The sequence below is a fragment of the Parvibaculum sp. genome, from assembly GCF_049651025.1.
Taxonomy (GTDB): domain Bacteria; phylum Pseudomonadota; class Alphaproteobacteria; order Parvibaculales; family Parvibaculaceae; genus Parvibaculum.
Map to the genome: position 1 here is coordinate 51,767 of NZ_JBASBH010000037.1, position 20,273 is coordinate 72,039.

The 20,273-nt window shown below is 60.6% G+C and carries 21 protein-coding genes; 13 read left to right on the plus strand and 8 right to left on the minus strand.

Features of this window, described 5'->3' with window-relative positions:
* Positions 1-6: 6 nt before the first annotated feature.
* Complete coding sequence (locus WA943_RS05165; protein ID WP_424468779.1) at positions 7-1,743, minus strand: sulfatase-like hydrolase/transferase; 1,737 nt, start codon at positions 1,741-1,743, stop codon at positions 7-9.
* Between the two features lie 12 nt (positions 1,744-1,755).
* On the minus strand, positions 1,756-3,072 hold the full coding sequence (locus WA943_RS05170; RefSeq protein ID WP_424468780.1) for a DsbA family protein: 1,317 nt from the start codon (positions 3,070-3,072) through the stop codon (positions 1,756-1,758).
* A gap of 96 nt (positions 3,073-3,168) precedes the next feature.
* Between WA943_RS05170 and WA943_RS05175 the strand changes: the two genes are divergently transcribed.
* Genes WA943_RS05175 through WA943_RS05190 form a run of 4 tightly spaced genes read left to right on the plus strand, consistent with a single transcriptional unit; the run spans position 3,169 to position 5,533 of the window.
* Positions 3,169-4,074 carry a haloalkane dehalogenase gene (locus tag WA943_RS05175; protein WP_424468781.1) on the plus strand — a complete coding sequence of 302 codons (906 nt, stop codon included), beginning with the start codon at positions 3,169-3,171 and terminating at the stop codon, positions 4,072-4,074.
* A gap of 13 nt (positions 4,075-4,087) precedes the next feature.
* Positions 4,088-4,504 (plus strand): DUF1330 domain-containing protein, encoded by a 417-nt coding sequence (locus tag WA943_RS05180; protein ID WP_424468782.1) that lies wholly within the window; start codon positions 4,088-4,090, stop codon positions 4,502-4,504.
* Positions 4,505-4,524: 20 nt separating this feature from the next.
* Entirely contained in the window at positions 4,525-4,941 is a 417-nt protein-coding gene (locus WA943_RS05185) for a hypothetical protein (protein WP_424468783.1), read from the plus strand.
* Positions 4,928-5,533, plus strand: coding sequence for a TetR/AcrR family transcriptional regulator (locus tag WA943_RS05190; protein ID WP_424468784.1), 606 nt, complete (start codon positions 4,928-4,930; stop codon positions 5,531-5,533). The genes WA943_RS05185 and WA943_RS05190 overlap by 14 nt, the downstream gene beginning before the upstream one ends.
* Positions 5,534-5,552: 19 nt before the next feature.
* On the opposite strand, the gene WA943_RS05195 is transcribed toward WA943_RS05190, so the two are convergent.
* The 3 genes from WA943_RS05195 to WA943_RS05205 all read right to left on the minus strand — a co-directional run bounded on the left by WA943_RS05195 (position 5,553) and on the right by WA943_RS05205 (position 7,778).
* Positions 5,553-5,936: a response regulator transcription factor gene (locus WA943_RS05195; protein ID WP_424468785.1), complete on the minus strand. Its 384-nt coding sequence runs from the start codon at positions 5,934-5,936 to the stop codon at positions 5,553-5,555.
* A 74-nt stretch (positions 5,937-6,010) separates the two neighbouring features.
* Positions 6,011-6,634: a response regulator FixJ gene (fixJ, locus tag WA943_RS05200; RefSeq protein WP_424468786.1), complete on the minus strand. Its 624-nt coding sequence runs from the start codon at positions 6,632-6,634 to the stop codon at positions 6,011-6,013.
* On the minus strand, positions 6,624-7,778 hold the full coding sequence (locus tag WA943_RS05205; protein ID WP_424468787.1) for a PAS domain-containing sensor histidine kinase: 1,155 nt from the start codon (positions 7,776-7,778) through the stop codon (positions 6,624-6,626). The genes fixJ and WA943_RS05205 overlap by 11 nt, the downstream gene beginning before the upstream one ends.
* 233 nt (positions 7,779-8,011) lie before the next feature.
* Between WA943_RS05205 and WA943_RS05210 the strand changes: the two genes are divergently transcribed.
* The 9 genes from WA943_RS05210 to ccoS all read left to right on the plus strand — a co-directional run bounded on the left by WA943_RS05210 (position 8,012) and on the right by ccoS (position 17,230).
* The gene (locus tag WA943_RS05210) at positions 8,012-9,133 is read left to right on the plus strand and encodes a ferritin-like domain-containing protein (RefSeq protein ID WP_424468788.1); all 1,122 of its coding nucleotides are present in this window, start codon (positions 8,012-8,014) and stop codon (positions 9,131-9,133) included.
* A gap of 185 nt (positions 9,134-9,318) precedes the next feature.
* Complete coding sequence (ccoN, locus tag WA943_RS05215) at positions 9,319-10,956, plus strand: cytochrome-c oxidase, cbb3-type subunit I (protein WP_424468802.1); 1,638 nt, start codon at positions 9,319-9,321, stop codon at positions 10,954-10,956.
* Positions 10,957-10,967: 11 nt separating this feature from the next.
* A complete protein-coding gene (gene ccoO / locus WA943_RS05220; protein WP_424468789.1) occupies positions 10,968-11,696 on the plus strand; it encodes a cytochrome-c oxidase, cbb3-type subunit II in 729 nt (242 codons plus the stop codon).
* Between the two features lie 10 nt (positions 11,697-11,706).
* Positions 11,707-11,868: a cbb3-type cytochrome c oxidase subunit 3 gene (locus WA943_RS05225; RefSeq protein WP_424468790.1), complete on the plus strand. Its 162-nt coding sequence runs from the start codon at positions 11,707-11,709 to the stop codon at positions 11,866-11,868.
* Entirely contained in the window at positions 11,865-12,749 is an 885-nt protein-coding gene (gene ccoP / locus WA943_RS05230; protein WP_424468791.1) for a cytochrome-c oxidase, cbb3-type subunit III, read from the plus strand. The genes WA943_RS05225 and ccoP overlap by 4 nt, the downstream gene beginning before the upstream one ends.
* Before the next feature lie 39 nt (positions 12,750-12,788).
* Positions 12,789-14,306, plus strand: coding sequence for a cytochrome c oxidase accessory protein CcoG (ccoG, locus tag WA943_RS05235; protein ID WP_424468792.1), 1,518 nt, complete (start codon positions 12,789-12,791; stop codon positions 14,304-14,306).
* Positions 14,303-14,827 carry a FixH family protein gene (locus WA943_RS05240; RefSeq protein WP_424468793.1) on the plus strand — a complete coding sequence of 175 codons (525 nt, stop codon included), beginning with the start codon at positions 14,303-14,305 and terminating at the stop codon, positions 14,825-14,827. Before ccoG ends, WA943_RS05240 begins: the two co-directional genes overlap by 4 nt.
* A gap of 10 nt (positions 14,828-14,837) precedes the next feature.
* On the plus strand, positions 14,838-17,066 hold the full coding sequence (locus WA943_RS05245; protein ID WP_424468794.1) for a heavy metal translocating P-type ATPase: 2,229 nt from the start codon (positions 14,838-14,840) through the stop codon (positions 17,064-17,066).
* Positions 17,063-17,230 (plus strand): cbb3-type cytochrome oxidase assembly protein CcoS, encoded by a 168-nt coding sequence (gene ccoS / locus WA943_RS05250; RefSeq protein WP_424468795.1) that lies wholly within the window; start codon positions 17,063-17,065, stop codon positions 17,228-17,230. The genes WA943_RS05245 and ccoS overlap by 4 nt, the downstream gene beginning before the upstream one ends.
* A 48-nt stretch (positions 17,231-17,278) precedes the next feature.
* On the opposite strand, the gene WA943_RS05255 is transcribed toward ccoS, so the two are convergent.
* The 3 genes from WA943_RS05255 to WA943_RS05265 all read right to left on the minus strand — a co-directional run.
* A complete protein-coding gene (locus WA943_RS05255; RefSeq protein WP_424468796.1) occupies positions 17,279-18,256 on the minus strand; it encodes an NAD(P)H-dependent flavin oxidoreductase in 978 nt (325 codons plus the stop codon).
* A 67-nt stretch (positions 18,257-18,323) separates the two neighbouring features.
* Complete coding sequence (locus WA943_RS05260) at positions 18,324-19,382, minus strand: alkene reductase (protein ID WP_424468797.1); 1,059 nt, start codon at positions 19,380-19,382, stop codon at positions 18,324-18,326.
* A 103-nt stretch (positions 19,383-19,485) separates the two neighbouring features.
* Positions 19,486-20,273: crotonase/enoyl-CoA hydratase family protein (locus WA943_RS05265; RefSeq protein WP_424468798.1), on the minus strand; the 788-nt coding region annotated here is incomplete at its 5' end.

Below are 20,273 nucleotides of genomic sequence, written 5' to 3' on the forward strand. Positions count from 1 at the left end.
TCGGCCTCAAAGCTCATAGAGCCATGTGGGGCCGACAAATTCCCGCCCGTCATCATGCCCGACCTCCGTCTCGATCAGCGCCGTCGTCTGGGCGTTGAGACGCATGATGAGGTCGCGATGCGCCTCCGGCTTCAGCGCCAGATTGTCGACCTCATCGGGGTCGGTTTCCGTGTCGTAAAGCGCAAGGTCGTTATGCGCGAGCAGCGTTTCCCAATCGCGGGGAATATGATGCTCGCCCAGACCGAAGAAGCGCGCGAATTTGTAGCGCCCGTCAAAGACGCCGCGATGCAGGCCGCGATTGGTTCGCGACGGGCCGAACTGGCCGAGCTTCAGCGACTGCTTGAACATCGAGGCGATGCCCGGCGTGCTGCCATTGCGCATCATGCCTTCGATCATCTGCGGATCGATATAGAAAGGCACGCCGTAATTGTAGAAGGCGCCGCGCGTATCGCGCTCGGTCTTGCCGCCGGTGATCGCAGCCGCAAGGCTCACGCCGGGAAGCTTGCCCAGCGGGTCCTGAAGATCGGCGAGCTTGCCGCCTGCAAATTCATAAAGCGTCGGCAGAAGATCGACCGTGTTGCCGAGGCTTTCGACCACGCGTGACGTGCGCGCATCGGGGTGGCTGATATAGAGCGGAACGGCGACGTTCTCCTTGAAGATCACCGGCCCCTTCTGCCGCAGGCGTTGCGCGCCCGCCATCTCGCCGTGATCGGCGGTATAGACGACGATGGTATTGTCGGCGAGGCCCAGCGTTTCCAGCGCGGAGAAGAGGCGACGGATCTTGTAGCTCGCGTCGCGCATGCAGTTGAAATAATAGCTCTGGTTCTTGCGCCATATGGCTTCGTCATCGGGTAGCTTGCCATAGGTGACGTCGCAGACTTCGCGATAGGAACGCACCGCCCAAGGTTCGTTTTCATCCGGCGTGTGATGAAAGCTCTTGGGCAGCGGAATGTGGCTCCAGTCCTTGTCGTAAATGTCGCTTGCGGGCGCAGGCGCCAGAGGCGATAGCGCATCGGGATTGCCGCGCGTCGCGGTCTGGCCGTCCCAGGATTCAAAAAAGCAGATGTCGTGCGGATTGACGATGTTGACGGCGAGGAACCACGGCTGGTTCTCCGGCAACTTGCGCGGCACTTCGTCGAGCCACTGGATTGCGGAACTGACTGTCGGGCCGTCATAGCGATAGCCGTCCCAGACCTTGCCATGCGGATCGCCGTCGATGTTGTAATCGCTGAAACTGAACGCTTCGAGCGACTTGTCGGTCTTCGCATAGGGACCATAGCCGAGCTGCGCCGCATACGGCATGTCGCTCAAATGCCATTTGCCCTTATAGGCGGTGTAGTAGCCGAGATCGCGCAGATGGTGGCCGATGGAGCGCAGCTTGCCGTTGAGCTTGGGAAAGGGCGGCGCGCCTTCGTTCACAACCATGCCGGTCTGCTGCGTGTGGCGACCGAAATAGATGGTGGACCGCGACGGCGAGCAGGGCGTCGTATTGACGTTGTATTTGCTGAAGAAGGTGCCGCGCTCCTGCATCCAGTCATGCGCAGGAAGATCGAGGCCGGACGGCAGGCAGCTTGCCGAGCGCTCCTGATCCGTCATTACAAAGAGAATATTTGGCCGCTTTGCCTTCCCGATGGCAGGCGCGCCGATCGCGCGACTGGCAGCCGTTGCCGCCAATGCGGCAATGCCCCCGCCAAGCACATGGCGTCGCGACGGAGCGATGAGGCCTGATTTTGAGTTGCTCATGAGGCAGTCCTTTCAGGCATTGCGGCCGTCAATCACATCGAGAATATCTTGCTCCAGCGCCCAGAAACGATCCTGCCCCCAATGCGCGGGCCTGCCGTTGACGCGGAAAGAGGGCGCGCCCCATAGGCCTGCATCGAATAGCGCCACCCGGTTTTCTTCGGCAATGTCCCGCCAGCTTTCATCGGTCAGGGCCGCGCGCACACCATCGGCGCCGAGGTCGGCCCGTCTGGCGACATCGAACATTCCCTTGTCGGAGGCGATCTCGATGCCATCGGCAAAGGCCGCGCGCAGGCCGAGTTCGGCAAAATCCTCGCCGCGTCCGAGCCTGATTGCATGATGCAGCACGGCAAGAGCGCGCGCCGCGCCAGCACCCACCGGATCGATGATGGTGCCAAATGGCAGCCCCGCACGCTCCGCCTCTCGCTTCGTGTCGAGAATAATGTAGAGCCGCTTGACCAGTGGCACGGGAAGGCCGCGCATCACCATCGGAAGGATGAACCGCAACTGCAATTCGCAATCGTAATGCGTTGCGAGGCGACGCATGCGCGGAAAGGAAATCCACGAATAGGGGCTGCGAAAGGAAAACCAGTATTCGATGACCGGGCGCACGCCGTTGGCGGCGCGTGGTCCGAGCTTCATGTCGCGATAGGGCGCGATGGGCGCGGTTCCGGCAGGCGCCTTATCAAGCCCGAGCTTTGCGAGCCGCTCTTCAAGATGGTTCAGGCGGTCGACGCCCCAATACCACTCGCCCTCGAAATAGAACATCGCGCTGAGATAATGGCCGAGGCGTTTGCGCTGCCTGTCGCCATTGGCGGTAGCCGCCTGAGTGACGGTGGCCGAGGCCTCGCCCTGGCTCGTCGCAATCGCGTTGAGCGCTTTGACGTCGCGCGCCCAGAGCGCCTTGCCAGCCGCCGGTGCTACCTCGGTGAATTTCTTGCCGCCTTGTGCCGCCACAAGAACTCTCGCGCAAGCCAGAGCGAGGCTCGCATCGGGCAGCGTCGCGCCTGTGGGAAATTCGAGGCCATATTCAGTCGCAAGCCGGGCGGCATCTCTCAATGCGTAGTGGCGCAGCTTTTCGCGCTCCGGCGCGGCGGCATCGTCTGGCGCGGAAACGATCCACGGGACGAGGTCGATGTCATATCGTTGCTGCAATGACTGCAACACCTGCGCAGCAACATGGCTGTAAGGGTCGTCAGGCTGATGGAAGTAATGAACGGTTGGCCGCGTGCCGCGCGCCTTGCGCTTCAGCGTGTGGATGAAACGGCGCGTATTGCGGAGCGCGCGCCCTGTCAGAAGAGAAGTCGCTCTCCGTCGGATGAATTGCCTCATCTTCGATCCCCTCCATCGCTCTTGACACAAATCTATATAGTGACACTATTAGTGTCAATACATGGAAAGAGGGCATGGCATCAGGGAGAGGTGATTATGAAAGTGTTGAGAACGCCCGATGAGCGTTTCGCCGGCATTGCCGACTATCCATTCGCGCCGCATTGGACCGAAATCAAGGCAGATGGCGGCCAGCTCTTGCGTCTTCACACGGTGGACGAAGGTCCGAGAGATGCAGCGCCCGTGCTGCTGATGCATGGCGAACCGTCATGGTCATATCTTTATCGCCACATGATTACGGGGCTTGCGGGCAAGGGCCATCGCGTTGTCGCGCCCGATCTCATCGGCTTTGGCAAGTCGGACAAGCCGTCCGAACAATCCGACTATACTTATGAGCGCCATGTGAAATGGATGAGCGAGTGGCTGCTCGCCATGGACCTCACCGGCATCACGCTGTTTTGCCAGGACTGGGGCGGTTTGATCGGTTTGCGCCTTGTTGCCGCTTTCCCCGAACGTTTCGCGCGCATCGTCGTCGCCAATACCGGCCTTCCCATCGGCACGGGCTGGAGCGAAGGCTTCAAGCAATGGCTCGATTTCAGCCAGAGCGTGTCGGTGCTCCCGGTCGGCGAAATCGTCAGTATGGGAACTGTGCGTGGATTGAGTGCCGCCGAAAAGGCCGCCTATGACGCGCCCTTTCCCGACGAAAGCTACAAGGCCTGCGCGCGGCAGTTTCCGACGCTTGTGCCGATCACGCCGGAACATGCCTCCGTGGCTGAGAACAAGGCGGCGTGGAAAGTGCTTGAACGCTTCGACAAGCCGGTTCTCACGGCATTCAGCGATGGCGACCCCGTATCCAAGGGCGGCGAGCGCGTTTTCCACGAGCGTGTCCCCGGTGCGAAGGGCCAGGCGCATGTGACAATTGCAGGCGGCGGCCATTTTCTGCAGGAAGACAAGCCCGGCGAACTGGTCGACCTGATCGATGGCTTTATCCGCAAAACATCCTGAGGGAGAAATCGCAATGAACTACGAAATTGCCGTCTACCCGACGCAAGAAAAGCTGATGGAACTTGCCGGGTCGAAAGATCCCTCGCCCATCGTCATGCTGAACCTGCTGAAATTCCGCGATGTCGCCGAATACAAGGATGGCCGCGCGGAAAAGATCAGCGGCCGCGAAGCCTATATGCGCTATGGCGAGAAAATGCAGACGATCGTCACGGCGAGAGGCGGGCGCTTCCTGATTTCGGCGGAGCTGAACAGGGTGGTGATAGGCGAAGTCGAAGACATGTGGGACGTCGTTGCGATGGTCGAATATCCCTCCGCCGCGGAGTTTTTCGCCATCGCCACCTCGCCGGAGGTCATGGAAGCGGGCGTGGATCGCGAAGCCGGGCTTGCGGGCCAGATTCTCATCCGCTCGACATTGCGTCCCGAAATCTAGCAACGATACGGAAACACATCATGGATCGAACCGCCCCGTCGAAACTGGCCATTCTCGCCATCGGCCTGCTTGGAGTGATCAATCTCGCGCGCGGCTCGATCCATTTCTTTGCGCCCGATGGCGGGCTGACTTCGATTGCCGGGCTGGATCTTTCCACCGCACGCCAGACCATCGTCTTCTTCATCGCGGCTGTCGGCGCGGGGCAAATTACGCTCGGCATTCTCGACCTTTACGTCATCGCCCGGCACAGGGCGATGGTGCGCCCGCTTCTGGTCATCCATCTGGTCGGAATGGCGCTGGGCCTGTTCCTCTTCCTTGTCTGGAAGCCGCTTCCGGTCGTTGTGCCGGGGCAATATGGAGCGGTGTTTTCTTTCCTGCTGTTAAGCGTCATAACTGCACGGGAATTCTGGCTCTGGAAGCGTAATGGCGCAGATTGAAAAGACTGAGAAACCATCGGATGGCCGCCGCGCGCGCGGCGAGGAAAGCCGTCGCCGGATCGTCGAGGCGATGCTCAGCCAGATAGGCGAGGGCAATCTTTCGCCAAGCGCGGAAGAGGTCGCGGCGCAGGCCAATGTGGGCTTGCGCACGGTCTTCCGGCATTTCGACGATATGGACAGCCTTTATCGCGAAATATCCGAAGTGATGGCTACCGAGTTGATGCCGATAGCGGCGGCACCCTTGCCGAAAGGCGATTGGCGCGAACTTGTGGCTGAACTGGTGGATCGGCGCGCCCGCGTCTTTGAAAAAATGATGCCGTTCAAGATCGCAGCCGATGTCCACCGGCATCGATCCGAATTCCTGCGCGATGAACATGCCCGTCTTGGCACGATGCAACGCAAGATATTGCGTGACGTGTTTTCCCTGAAGGAATGCCCGGCGGGGCCGACTTTCGAGGCGCTGGACCTGTTGATGAGTTTCGATAGCTGGCGGCGGTTGAGGCTGGATCAGGGACTGTCTGTCGCCCAGGCGAAGAAAACGATGCTTCGGGCAAGCAGCGCGCTTTTTGAAAGCGCAGGCACGGCGGCATAGCTGTTTGCATCGCCGGCGATCAGGGCCTTGCGTCTGGAAATGCCATCGAAATGGAAAGAATAAGCTCGTCCTCATCGACGGGCTTGTCGAGGAAGGCAAGAACGCCTGCGCGCCTGGCGCGCTCTCTCAGCGTCACGTCGCTGCGCCCGGTGATGACGATGACCGGCGTTTCGATATGGCGTAACCGGAGCGTTTCGAGGAGATCGAGGCCGCTCATTTCCGGCATGTGAAGGTCGAGCAGAAAACATTCAACCGGCGCGTCGTCTGCATCGGCCAGAAATGCGCGTGCAGACGCATAATCCCGCACGATCATGCCGTGGGACTCGAGCAGGGCGCGCATTGAATCGCGAACGGCTTCGTCGTCGTCGACGACGCACACCGTCCGGTTCTGAATAGATGCCACAACGCTCTCCAACGCGAGATACACAAGCGCCGAGGATAGGAAGAGAGAAAATCACCCGATATACGGTAATCCCCTTAGGCCTCGCCCGATGGCACGACGCCTGCGGCAAGGGCGGTACGGACAAGCTCCGGCAGGCTGCGCGCCTGCATCTTTTCCATCAGATGGGCGCGATGGATTTCCACGGTTCTGGGCGAGATGCCCAGCTCGAACGCGACGACCTTGTTGGGTTGTCCGGCAATCAGGTGTTCAAGAACCTCGCGCTCACGCAGCGTCAGCGAGGCGACAAGACCAGCCCGGACGGGGTCCGCCGTTGAGGTTTGCCTGTTCTGCTGTTGGCCTGCATCAAGCGCGCGCCTCACGCTTTCAAGCAGCAATTCATCGTCATAGGGCTTCTCTATGAAGTCGACGGCGCCCGCCTTCATGGCGCGCACGGCGAGCGGAACATCGCCATGTCCGGTGACGATGATGACGGGAAGGCCGACATTTTGCCTTGTGAGTTCTTCCTGAAGCTCCAGTCCATCCATGTCGGGCATGCGGATATCTGCAATCATGCAGCCGCCATGTGCGCGCGGAGCGGTGAGAAATGCTCTGGCTGAGTCGAAGTCGACGACATTGAACCTGGCCGATTCGAGCAGCGCTCTCAGCGAATCGCGAACATCGGCATCGTCATCGACGATAAAGACCGTTTCAGGCGTCATGAGCTTCTTGCGTCTCCGGGGTCATTGGCAGCCTGAAGGCAAAGGTGACGCCATGTTCTGTATTTGCGTTCGCCCACAATAGACCGTCATGCGATTCGATGATCGACCGGCAGATCGACAGCCCGATACCCATTCCATCTTGCTTGGTCGTCGTGAAGGGCTGAAAGAGCTGTGCCTGCACCTCCGGCGTCAATCCGGGACCGGTATCCGATATGGAGACGACGACGGAGCCTGCCTCGTCCGTGAGGGTGCTGATCGTCAACTCGCGCCTCTCGACCGATTTCATGGCTTCGAAGCTGTTGCGCACGAGATTCAAAATGACCTGTTGAATCTGGATTTTATCGATGAGAACGGGCGGCAGTTCAGCCTGATATTCGGTGCGCACCTTCACGTTGCTCTCGGCAAGGCCCGTTACGCTGAGCGCGACGGCTTCCTCGACAACCTTGTTCAGATTTTCGGAAGCACGGTTGCTTTTGCCCTTGGCTATGAATTCCCGCAGGCGGCGGATGATTTGTCCTGCGCGCGATGTCTGCGCGCTCGCCTTTTCAAGATATTCGAGGCTGCGAACGACTTCCGGAATCTCGATCCCGGCAATGGTGCGTCTCGCCGCGTTGACATAGTTCATCACAGCCGACAGCGGCTGGTTCAATTCATGCGCGAGCGCCGCCGCCATCTGCCCCATCGCGCTGAGCCGCGAGACATGCAGCAATTCGGCCTGAACGTCCCGAAGATGCCGCTCGGTGCTTCGCCGCTCGGTGATGTCGTGAATGATGCCGACGAATATTTGTTCGCCGGCGATAATGCCTTCGCCGACCGACAGATACATGGGGAAGGTCGAGCCATCCTTGCGGCGGGCATGCACATCGCGGCCGATGCCGATAATGCGCTTCTGGCCGGTGGTGCGATAATGTTCCAGATAGCCGTCATGCTCTTCGCGATAGGGCGCGGGCATCAGCATCTTCACGTTCTGGCCGATGACTTCGTCCGCGGTGTAGCCAAACAGCTTCTCGCAGGCCGGGCTATAGACCTGCACGTTGCCCATGGCGTCGATGATGACGATGCCGTCAACAGCGGTCGCGAGCAGTGCCTCAAGGCGCGCGGCGCTCTCATCATTGCTCTGTGTAAGGCTGAATCCGGGAGACATCGACCGCTTTGCTTTGGGTTTCAGGCTGAACCTAGCGTTTCAAAGCCCTTTTGACCATCCAGACCCCTTCAAACCGGCGGCCGGGCGTGCCTGTGTAAAGTTGACGCATGCGTCATTTTTGATAATCGCCGCCACGCGCAAATACCCATAATTTTTTTATGCGTAAAGAGTGCGACGAAGGCCGGGCCGCGTTCGAAGAACGAAGGGCCGGAAGTGAAACCAAGGAGGAAACGATGAACGACGTAAGGCAGATCACGAAAGACCAAGCCTACGACACGGTCGCTCCGGGCGACTTCGCGGCAATGATGGACACAACACGCTACGGGCAGCGCTCGGGCGCTTTTGACAAGATCATCTCGGCAACCCACGACCATTTCTGGGACCCGCTGGATGTGCGCTACATCGACTTCAGCGAACCGTTCGATCTTGCCAATGAAATGATTCTCTCGCCGGACATGGTGCCGGAACTGCGCCTGCCATGTTTCGAGGCGCTGTCGGAGAAGGACAAGGTTCGCTTTGCCAATGAGACGGCACGCTGGTTCCTCTCCTCGATCCTGCATGGAGAGCAGGGCGCGCTCAATCTTTCCGCGAGCCTTTGCCACATCCTTCGCGATCCGGGCGCGCAGGAATATGCAGCAAACCAGGCGCGCGAAGAGGCGCGTCACGTCACGGCCTTTGCGCGTTATGTGAAAGCACGCTGGGGCAAGCCGCTTCCGGTCGGCACGACGCTGAGTGGACTGCTGTCCGAGATGGTCCACGCGCAGGAGGTCTACAAGAAGATCGTCGGCATGCAATTGCTCGTCGAGGGGCTCGCGATGGGAACCTTCGCCTCGCTCTACAACCATTCGCGCGACCCCCTGCTCGTCAAGCTGTGCCAGCTCGCCATGACGGACGAGGCCTTCCATCACAAGTTTGGGAAGATCTGGGCCGATCGCACGATCCCCAAGCTTGCGCAGGACGAGCGCGACCTGATCGAGGACTGGGCGGCAAGCTGCTTCCAGACGCTGCTCTTCAATCTCGTAAATCCCGAACAGAAGCAGGCGCTTTATGCGCAATTCGGGCTGGACTGGAAGCAGGTGCAGGCTGAAATGCTCGAAGCAGTGACGGATGCCGATCGCCGCGAGCAGATGAAGGACGCGACAAATGTGTTCCGCGTCCTCGTGAAGACCTTGCTCAAGGCGGGAATCATCACCTCGCGCACGAAGGCCTTCTACGCTGTTTATGTCGATATGGATGAATTGCACGACGAAGACGATCGCATGGTTGGCGACGATATCGCCGAGCAGGGCATCGAATTTCTGAAGACCGTGAACTTTGCAAAGAAATCGCCGCTTCAGGTAACAGCGGCGGAATGACGCGCGACGGAAGGGCGGCGCGAGAAAAGCGCCGCCCTTTGCTATGCAGTGCGCGGCCTGCGTAGCGACATATACGTAGTGTCACGGATTTTTACTTTCGCCGCATCGCGGCATCTTCACCAAGACGTCAACATTAGGGGGATCGTCGCATGGCGATTTCGCGCGATCATATTAACTACGGGGCGATGACCACGGCTTCTTACGCCGTGACGGCCGCATTGCTGGCGGGAGCGTTCATGGCGCTCTTCGTCGCTGCAAAGGCGGCCGACATGCCGATGGCCATTCATGCATGGATGTTCACTTTCGCCATGCTCGCAGGCGCCTTTGCGATCATTCAGCGACATTTCAACGCAATGGAAGGTCGCCCGAGTGCCGATGATGGAACGGGCTACAACGACGCGGTGATCAAAGCCGGCGTCATCGCCACGCTCTTCTGGGGCGTCGCGGGAATGTTGGCGGGCCTCTACATCGCGCTGCAGCTTTCTTTCCCCGTCCTCAATTTCGATTCCGCCTTTATCAGTTTCGGCAGATTGCGCCCCGTTCACACATCGGGTGTCATCTTTGCCTTTGGCGGCAACGCGCTGATCGCAACGTCCTTCTATGTCGTGCAGCGCACATGCCGCACGCGCCTTGCCGGCAACATCGCGCCCTGGTTCATTTTCTGGGGTTATCAGCTCTTTCTCGTCGTCGCCGCCACCGGCTATCTCATGGGCGTGACGCAGTCGAAAGAATATGCCGAGCCGGAATGGTATGCGGATATCTGGCTGACGATTGTCTGGGTGACCTATCTTCTCGTCTTCCTCGGCACACTGGCGCGCCGTCGCGAGCCGCATATCTATGTGGCAAACTGGTTCTATCTCGCCTTCATCGTGACGATTGCCATGCTCCACCTTGGCAACAACCTCTCGATCCCCGAGACGCTGACCTCAAGCAAAAGCTACGGCCTCTTCTCCGGCGTGCAGGATGCGCTGATCCAGTGGTGGTACGGCCACAATGCGGTGGGCTTCTTCCTGACCGCGGGCTTCCTCGGCATGATGTATTACTTCGTGCCCAAGCGTGCGGAGCGCCCGGTCTATTCCTATCGCCTGTCGATCATCCACTTCTGGTCGCTGATCTTCATCTATATCTGGGCGGGCCCGCATCACCTCCACTACACCGCGCTGCCCGACTGGGCGCAGACGCTGGGCATGACCTTTTCGATCATGCTCTGGATGCCCTCATGGGGCGGCATGATCAACGGATTGATGACGCTGTCGGGTGCATGGGACAAGCTTCGCACCGATCCGGTGCTGCGCATGCTCGTCGTGTCGCTCGCCTTTTACGGCATGTCGACCTTCGAAGGCCCGGTCATGTCGATCAAGGCTGTCAACTCCCTGTCGCACTACACGGACTGGACCATCGGTCACGTGCATTCCGGCGCGATGGGCTGGGTCGGCTTCGTCACCTTCGGTGCCGTCTATTGCATGGTGCCGTGGCTCTGGAAGCGCGAACGCCTTTACTCGATGGTGCTGGTGAGCTGGCACTTCTGGATCGCGACCATGGGCATCGTTCTCTACATCACGTCGATGTGGGTGTCGGGTATCCTTCAGGGCCTCATGTGGCGGGCCTACGACACGCAAGGCTTCCTCGAATATTCATTCGTGGAATCTGTCGCCGCCATGCATCCCTTCTATGTGATACGCGCGACGGGCGGGCTGCTCTTCCTCGTCGGCATGCTGATCATGACTTACAACTGCTGGCGGACCATCAGGGGCGACGTGCGTGAAAACGAGCCTCTCCCCATCGGGGTGACGTCAAATCTCAACCTTCAACCGGCTGAGTGAGGGACACGAAGATGGCCAAGTTCGACCATGGTGTCATTGAGAAGAATTCCATTCTTCTTCTGGTGCTCACCCTCATCGTTGTCTCGATTGGCGGCCTGATCGAGATCGTGCCGACATTCCTCATCAAGACGACCATCGAGGATGTGAAAGGCATGAGGCCCTACAGCCCGCTGGAGCTGAAGGGACGCGACATCTATGTGCGCGAGGGTTGCTACCTCTGCCACAGCCAGATGGTGCGCTCGCTGCGTTCTGAAGTGGAGCGCTACGGGCATTACTCGCTCGCCGCCGAAAGCATGTACGACCATCCCTTCCAATGGGGATCGAAGCGCACGGGCCCCGACCTCTCCCGCGTCGGCGGCAAATATTCCGATGAGTGGCATCGTCTTCACATGGCGAACCCGCGCGCACTCGTGCCGGAATCCGTCATGCCGGGATATCCGTTCCTGGCAAAGAGGCCGCTCGACTACAAGAATATCGAGAACGATCTTCGCGCACTCCGCGTTACCGGTGTGCCTTATACCGATGAGGCGATTGCGAACGCGAAGGCGGACCTGCAGGCTCAGGTCAATCCCGATGCCGATACCGAAGGCCTGACGGCGCGCTATCCCAAGGCGGTCATTCGCGATTTCGACAGCGACCCGAAGACCATCTCGGAACTCGACGCGCTTGTCGCCTATCTGCAGATGCTGGGAACGCTTGTCGATTTCAACGCGCATGACAGCGCCGACTTCAGCCAGTGAGGCAAGAACCATGATGCAAGTACACGCCTCGGCTCTCGCAGGAACGGTCGGGCTTCTATTCTTCATCGCATTGTTTTCGGTCGCAGTGCTCTACGCGCTCTGGCCGTCCAACAAGCAGACCTTCGAGCACATGGCGCGACTGCCGCTCGACGATGAGGGAGACAAACAGTGAGCGACAAACGCCTCAAGGACGAAGTGACCGGCGTCGAGACAACCGGCCATGAATGGGACGGCATCCGCGAGCTCGACTATCCGCTGCCTAAATGGTGGCTCTACATATTCTATGCCTGCATCGTCTGGTCCGTCGGATACTGGATCCTGATGCCCGCCTGGCCCTATTTCTGGAATGGCGCGTGGCGCTACACCGAAGGCACGATCGGCTATTCGCAGCGCAATGTCGTGGCCGGTGAGTTGAACGCCGCAGTCGCCGGACGCGCGGATGTGCTGAAGCAGATCGCGGAGACGCCGCTGGAGGAGGTCGTGAAAAATGACAGCCTCATGGAAGTTGCGCTTGCTGGCGGCAAGGCGGCTTTCGGCGACAATTGCGCGCCCTGTCACGGCTCTGGCGCACAAGGCTCAAAGGGATTTCCCAATCTCAATGACGATGAGTGGCTCTGGGGTGGCAAGCTTGCCGACATTCAGCTCACCATCACGCATGGCATTCGCTGGGAAGCCGACGACAATACGCGCCAGAACCAGATGCCGCGTTTTCTGGACGACGGCATGCTTCAGCGCGTGCAGGTGAACGATGTCGCTGAATATGTTCTCTCGCTGAGCGGCCAGACCGAGAATGCGGAAGCGGTCACGCGTGGCGCTGCTGTTTTCGAACAGCAATGCATTTCGTGCCATGGCGCGGACGGCAAGGGTAATCAGGAACTCGGTGCGCCGAACCTCACCGATGCGATCTGGCTCTATGGCGGCGATCGCGCAAGCATCGTGCAGACGGTTGCGCATGGTCGCAGCGGCGTTATGCCCGCTTGGGGAGGTCGTTTGGACGCCGGTACGATCAAGGAACTCACTCTTTACGTTCACTCGCTCGGCGGCGGGAAGTAGTCGTCCGGGCGCCTCGTCGGTTTCGAGAGTCCCATCAGTATGACGAATGCAGTACATGGTCTGGAAGCGCTGGTGGCGGAGGCAAGCTCCGCCACTTTCGCACGCGCGCCGCACGACGACGAAGGCGGCGCGGAGCCCAGACATGCCGGGCCGCTTTATGAGAGCCGGACCAAGATCTATCCCAAGCTTGTCCACGGTACGTTTCGCCGTGTGAAGTGGCTGGTGATGCTCGTGACGCTGTCGATCTATTACGGCGCGCCATGGCTTCGCTGGAACCGCGGCCCGAGCCTTCCCGATCAGGCGATCCTGCTCGATTTCCCGAACCGGCGTTTCTATTTCTTCTTTCTCGAAATCTGGCCGCAGGAATTCTACTACATCACCGGCCTGCTCATTCTGGCGGCGCTCGGGCTCTTTCTCGTGACAAGCGTCGCGGGGCGCGTCTGGTGCGGTTACACCTGCCCGCAAACCGTCTGGACCGATCTCTTCATTCATATCGAGCGCTTCATCGAAGGCGACAGGTCTGCCCGCATCCGCCTGGATCGGGAGCCATGGTCGCTGAACAAGCTTTTTCGCAAGACGGTGAAGCACAGCGTCTGGATATTGATCGCCATACTCACGGGCGGCGCATGGGTCTTCTACTTCGCCGATGCGCCGACGCTGGCGGGGCAGTTGCTGACTTTCGATGCGCCCTTGTTCGCCTATCTCTTCATAGCCCTGTTTACGGCCACGACTTACGTTCTGGGCGGGATCGCGCGTGAACAGGTCTGCATCTATATGTGCCCCTGGCCGCGCATTCAGGGCGCCATGTTCGACGAGGATTCTTTCCTCGTGAGCTACAAGGCGGATCGCGGCGAGGCGCGCGGCCCGCACAAGAAGGGGACAAGCTGGGAAGGCCGCGGCGATTGCATCGATTGCAATCAATGCGTGGTCGCCTGTCCCATGGGCATCGACATTCGCGACGGCATGCAGATGGAGTGCATTCAATGTGCGCTCTGCATCGATGCTTGCGACGAGATCATGGATCGTATCGAGCGCCCGCGCGGGCTCATCGCTTACGACACGTCGCGCAATCAGGAGCGGCGGCAGGCGGGCGAGAAGCCGCGTCTCAACCTCGTGCGCGCGCGCACCATCGTCTATACGCTGGCCCTTCTTCTGGTTTCCGGCATCATGATCTACGCATTGGCGACGCGGGAAATGCTGCAGGTCAGCGTGATCCGCGACCGCAATCCGCTCTTCGTCACCTTGTCTGATGGCAGCATTCGCAATGGCTATGCGATCAAGCTCATCAACAAGGAGCATGTGACGCATAGATTCCGCATAACGGCAGAGGGCATGGAGGGCGCAACGCTTTTCGGGCCGGAAGCGACGCCGGGCGGCCTGGATGCGATCGAAGTCGGCCCGGATTCGCTGAAAAATATCCGCATCTTTGTCAGCCTGCCCCACGCAAATCTCTCGGCGCTGAACGGCGGCGAGGCGGATTTGACGATTGTTGCGACCGCTGTAGAAACCGGACAACGCGCCGCCAGCGTCACAAGTTTCAGAGGACCAATCCAATGAAGAGCGCGAGCAGCGACTTTCAGCCTACCACACGCTTCGGCCTGCTGACAGGCAGGGGCGTTCTCATTGGATTGCTGAGCGCCTTTGCGGTCGTCTTCACCGCAAACGGCTTGCTGATCTACAACGCGCTTTCAACCTTTGACGGCATCGAGGTCGCCGACGCCTATCAGAAGGGTCGTGCCTATAATCATGTGCTTGAGGCGATGGAAATCCAGAAGCAGTTGGGCTGGAGCGCCGCCGTCGAGGTTGACGATAAGGGCAGCGCACATGATGTGCGGCTGCGCGTCGCCTTCACCGACCGGGCAGGTCAACCGCTGCGAGGATTGACGCCGCATGGCGTCTTCTACCGGCCCGTCGTCGGCGGTCTCGATCAGCGCCTTGCGATGAAGGAAATCTCGCCCGGCCGCTATGAAGCGGAATTCCATCTCGCCGAAGGCGGCAACTGGATTGCTCGCGTTGCGGCTGAAGGGCCGCATGGCGAGAAATTTGCGCAGGAGCAGCGCGTCACCATTCGCGATTAGGAACGCAGATATGAGCGACGTCGTTCTGCCGCAGGCAACAACTCATTTGAGGGTCGATCCCGGCCTCTTTGTGCGTGACGCGGAAGACGGGCAGGGCGCAACGCTCGATCTCGTCGTGCAGGCCATGCATTGCGCGGGCTGCTTGCGCCGGGTCGAGCGCAATGTCGGCGAATTGCCGGGCATTCAGTCGGTCCGCGCGAACCTGTCGACGAAACGCGTCGTGGTGCGTTGGGACCCTGAGAAATTGAAGCCCGCGCAGATCGTGGACAAGCTCTCCTCTATCGGCTTCGAGGCTGTGCCTTTCAATCCAAGATTGCTCGGTGCGCTTGATGAGCGCGAGGGTAAATCATTGCTGCGCGCGCTTGGCGTGGCAGGCTTTGCCGCCGCCAACGTCATGCTTCTGTCCGTCGCGGTCTGGTGGGGCCTCATCAGCGACATGGAGCCCGAGACGCGCGCGCTCTTTTACTGGATATCGGCGCTGATCGCTTTGCCGGCGATTGCCTATTCCGCGCGGCCCTTCTATCGCTCGGCATATAATGCGCTGCGCAAGCGGCAGATGAATATGGACGTGCCGATCTCGCTGGCGATCACGCTGGCGACCGGCATGAGCATCGTTCAAACCATCGTCAATGCGCGCCACGTCTATTTCGACGCCAGCATCACACTTCTCTTCTTTCTGCTGATCGGCCGTTATCTCGACGTGCAGGCGCGCAATCGCGCCTGTTCGGCCGCACAGAATCTTCTGGGCCTTCGCGCGATGGCGGCAACGCTTGTCGAGGCCGATGGCAGCCATCGTTCGGTCCCGGTCGAAAGCCTTGAGCCGGGGATGATCGTTGCGATTGCCGCCGGGCAGCGCATTCCCGCCGACGGCGTTGTGTCAATCGGCGTGAGCGATATCGATACGAGCCTTGTCACCGGGGAAAGCGTGCCCGAACCTGTGAAGGTGGGAGCGAAGGTCTTCGCCGGAACGCTCAATATTTCAGGACCACTGACAGTTACGGTCACGGCGCGCGACGAGAATTCGCTTCTTTCCGAAATCGTCAGGCTCATGGAGACGGCCGAGCAAGGTCGCTCCGCCTATATTCGCGTCGCCGACCGCGCGGCGCGCATCTATGCGCCAAGCGTTCACGTGCTGGCCGCTGTGACCGTTGCACTTTGGCTCTTCCTTGATGCGGGCATCGTCACCGCCGTCGCCAACGCGATTGCTGTTCTGATCGTGACTTGCCCTTGTGCGCTCGGTCTTGCCGTGCCCGTGGTGCAGGTCGTTGCAACCGGGCGCTTGCTGCGCCTTGGCGTGCTGGTGAAGGCGGCAGACGGGCTTGAGCGTCTGGCGGAAGTCGACACGATCGTCTTCGACAAGACCGGAACGCTGACGCTCGGGCAGTTGCAACTCGCGAATGCTTCGTCAGTCGCGCCTGCAGATATCGCGTTGGGCGCGGCCCTTGCGCGAGAAAGCCGACATCCCCTGTCGCGCGCGCTAGTCGAGCATGCAGCTTCCATGTCTCTGCCGGTACTCACCGAGCCGCGCGAGGAGCCGGGGCAGGGCCTTGAAGGCCGGTTGGGTGCGCAGGTGATCCGTCTCGGCAATCGCGACTGGGTGGGCGCAGGCGATGTCACGCTCGATGCTCATGCAGGCTCGGAGCTTTGGTTGCGGCGGGGCGATGACGCGCCGGTCTGTTTCCGCTTCACGGATATATTGCGGCCCGACGCTGTCGCAACGGTGAATGCGCTGAAATCGCGCGGCTTTGCGGTGGAGCTTCTGTCCGGCGACCGTGAGCCCGCCGTTCGCGCGGCGGCGGATATACTCGGTCTGCCGAACTGGCGAGCAGCCGCAAGGCCCGACGCCAAGATCGCGCGCCTGAAAGAACTGGCGGATCAGGGACGCAAGGTGCTGATGGTCGGCGACGGTCTCAACGATGCCCCCGCTTTGCGCGCTGCGCATGTCTCCGCCTCACCGGCAAGTGCTGCGGATATCAGCCAGACGGCGGCGGATTTTATTTTCCAGGGCGCAAAGCTTGGACCGCTGATCGAGGCCATCGACGTCGCCAGAAAATCGCGCAGGCTTGTCTTTGAAAATTTCGGACTGGCGATCGCCTATAACTGCATTGCCGTGCCGCTTGCCATGGCGGGCTTCGTCACGCCGCTCGTGGCGGCCATCGCCATGTCGACTTCATCGATCACGGTGACGCTGAACTCGCTTCGGCTCAATCGGCGGGATGAAAAGGCGGCGCGCTTATGAACATTCTCATCTATCTGATGCCAGTCGCACTGGTCATGAGCCTGCTCGGACTTGCGGGATTTTTATGGTCGCTGAAGGCCGGGCAGTACGACGATATGGAAGGCGCAGCCCAGCGCGTTTTGCTCGATGACGATGATGACGATCCGACGGGGACAGGCAGCTAGCGCGGGAGCCTGCCGCCAAGGGCAAGCTCCCGCAGATAGCAGTGAGGATCAGGCTGCAAGGAAGCCTTCGAGGCGCTTGCGGATGATCGCTTCCGCTTCGCTCATGATCCGGTCGATCAGTTCCTTGCAGGTCGGGATGTCGTGGATGAGGCCCGCGACCATGCCGCAGCTCCAAGCGCCCGCTTCCATGTCGCCATCCTGCATGACGCGCGGATAGACGCCGCCGACGAGTTCGCGAATATCCTCGATGCCGAGGCTTGCGCCCTTTTCGCGCTCGATCTCGACAATCTTCTCGACCGCCGTATTGGTGAGCACGCGTTCGGTGTTGCGCAGCGGACGCATGATGAGGCGCGTGTCGAGTTCGCTGGCGGCAAGCAGGGCCTTCTTCACGTTCTCATGCACGGGCGCTTCCTTTGTCGCGATGAAGCGTGTGCCCATGTTCATGCCTTCGGCACCCAGCGCCAGCGCGGCGACGAGGCTGCGCGCATCCGCCATGCCGCCCGAGGCGACGAAGGGGATTTTCAGCTCTTCCGCAGCGCGCGGCAGAAGGATCATGTTGGGAATGTCATCTTCACCCGGATGGCCGCCGCATTCGAAACCGTCAACGCTCACCGCATCGCAGCCGATCTTCTCGGCTTTCAGCGAATGGCGAACCGACGTGCATTTGTGAATGACCTTGATGCCGCCGGCCTTGAGCGCGGGCATATAGGCTTCGGGGCTGCGACCGGCTGTTTCAACGGCCTTCACGCCGCCCTGAATGATCGCGTCGATATATTCGGGATAAGGCGGGTTGGCAAAGCCGGGCAGGAAGGTGAGGTTCACGCCGAACGGCTTGTCGGTCATGTCGCGGCATCGCGCGATTTCCTTGGCAAGCGCCTCGGGCGTCGGCTGCGTGAGGCCGGTGATGATGCCAAGACCGCCCGCATTCGAGACGGCGGCCGCCATCTCGGCAAGACCCACAAAATGCATGCCGCCCTGAATGATCGGATGCTGGATGCCGAAGAGTTCTGTAATGCGTGTTTTCACGTTGATTGCCCTCGTATTGGAATGCGATGGATCGATGATGCGTCGGATTTGAATTGCGTGTCGCGGGTCAGGCTGTTCGCAGGCTCGGATAATCGACATAGCCGGCGGGCCCGGGCGAGTAGAAGGTTTCAAGCTTCCACTCGTTCAGCGGCGCGTTTTCCTTGAAGCGGCGCGGCAGATCGGGATTGGCGATGAAGGCTTTTCCGAAGGCGACGGCATCCGCTTCGCCCGCTGCGAGAACGGCCTCGGCCGTTTCCTTCGTGAAGCCTTCGTTGGCGATATAGACGCCGCCGAAGGCCGCCTTGAGCTGCGGGCTGAGCCAGTCGTCGCCGCGATGCTCGCGCGCGCAGAGGAAAGCGAGCCGCCGCTTGCCCATCTCGCGGGCGACATAGTCGAAGGTCGCGGGGAGATTTGAATCGCCCATCGAATGCGCATCGCCGCGCGGCGCAATATGCAGGCCGACGCGATCGGCGCCCCAGACGGAGATTGCCGCATCGACGGCTTCGAGCATCAGGCGCGCGCGGTTCTCGATGGATCCGCCATATTCGTCGGTCCGCTGGTTGGAGCCGTCCTGCAGGAACTGGTCGAGCAGATAACCATTGGCGCCGTGCAACTCCACGCCGTCAAAGCCTGCACGCAGCGCATTCTCCGCGCCCTTGCGATAGGCCTCTACCACATCGGCGATTTCGCTGGTTTCAAGCGCGCGCGGAACGGGATAGGGACGCTGCGGACGGAGAAGGCTGACATGGCCCTTCGCCGCGACGGCGCTTGCCGAGACGGGTGCCGCGCCATCATGGAATATGGGGTCGGAGATGCGCCCCACATGCCAAAGCTGCATGAATATGCGCCCGCCCGCCTTGTGCACGGCGTCGGTCGTGAGCTTCCAGCCTTCGGTCTGCTCGTCCGACCAGATGCCCGGCGTATCCGTATAGCCGACGCCAGCAGGCGTCACCGATGTCGCCTCGCTTAGGATGAGGCCGGCGGAAGCGCGCTGCGCATAATATTCCGCCATCAATTCATTGGGCATGCGCGCGACGCCCGAGCGCGCCCTTGTGAGCGGCGCCATGATGATCCGGTTCGGCAACTCAAGCGCGCCGATCTTCAGCGGGTCGAAGAGTGTTGGCATGAGAACGTCCACAATATGCTGCGTGGCCCGAAGATTGGGCGGGAGAGAATTCAAGAAGCGATAGCCGTGCCTTTCGGCACGGTATCACGTGGGGGCGACAGGTTCAGTCCGCGAATTTGGGCCGGCGCTGTTCGAGATTGGCCATGATGGCCTCTTTCTGATGCACGCCGCCGATCAGCTTGTCCTGCTCCACGGATTCCGCAAGCAGCACGGCGGCAGGGTCTGCATCCGGCGCGGCATTCAGGATGCGTTTGGCGGCGCGGATGGCGGTCGGGCTCTTGTCGGCGATTTCGCGCGCCGTTGCGAGGGCTGCCGCATAAGGATCTTCGATGATCCGCGTGGCAAAGCCATAGGCGAGGGCTTCTTCGGCGGAGAAGATGCGGCCCGTATAGGTGAGTTCACGCACCACATCTTCGCGTGCGAGGTTGCGCATCAAAAGCGTGCCGGCCATGTCGGGCACGAGGCCCCATTTGATTTCCATGACCGAGAAACGCGTGCCCGGTGCGACATAGCGAAAGTCCGCGCCAAGGGCGACCTGGAAACCGCCGCCGAAGGCAACGCCGTGAACCGCCGCGATGACGGGAACGGGAATATCGCGCCACACCATCGCCGCATATTGCGCGCGGTTGGAGTCGCCATGCGTGCGCGGCGTGAGGCCGCTCGTGACGGATTTCTTGTCCGGCGAGCCTCTCTCGCCGCTCGCCATCTTGCCGAAATTGCCCATGTCGAGACCCGCGCAAAAGGCGCGGCCTTCGCCGGAAATGACGACAGCGCGCACCGACTTGTCGGCCTTGAGGCGTTCGCCCGTTTCGATGAGCGCGGCAAACATCGCATCGTCGAGCGCGTTCATCTTGTCGACCCGTACAAGGCGGACATCGGCCACGCCTTCGG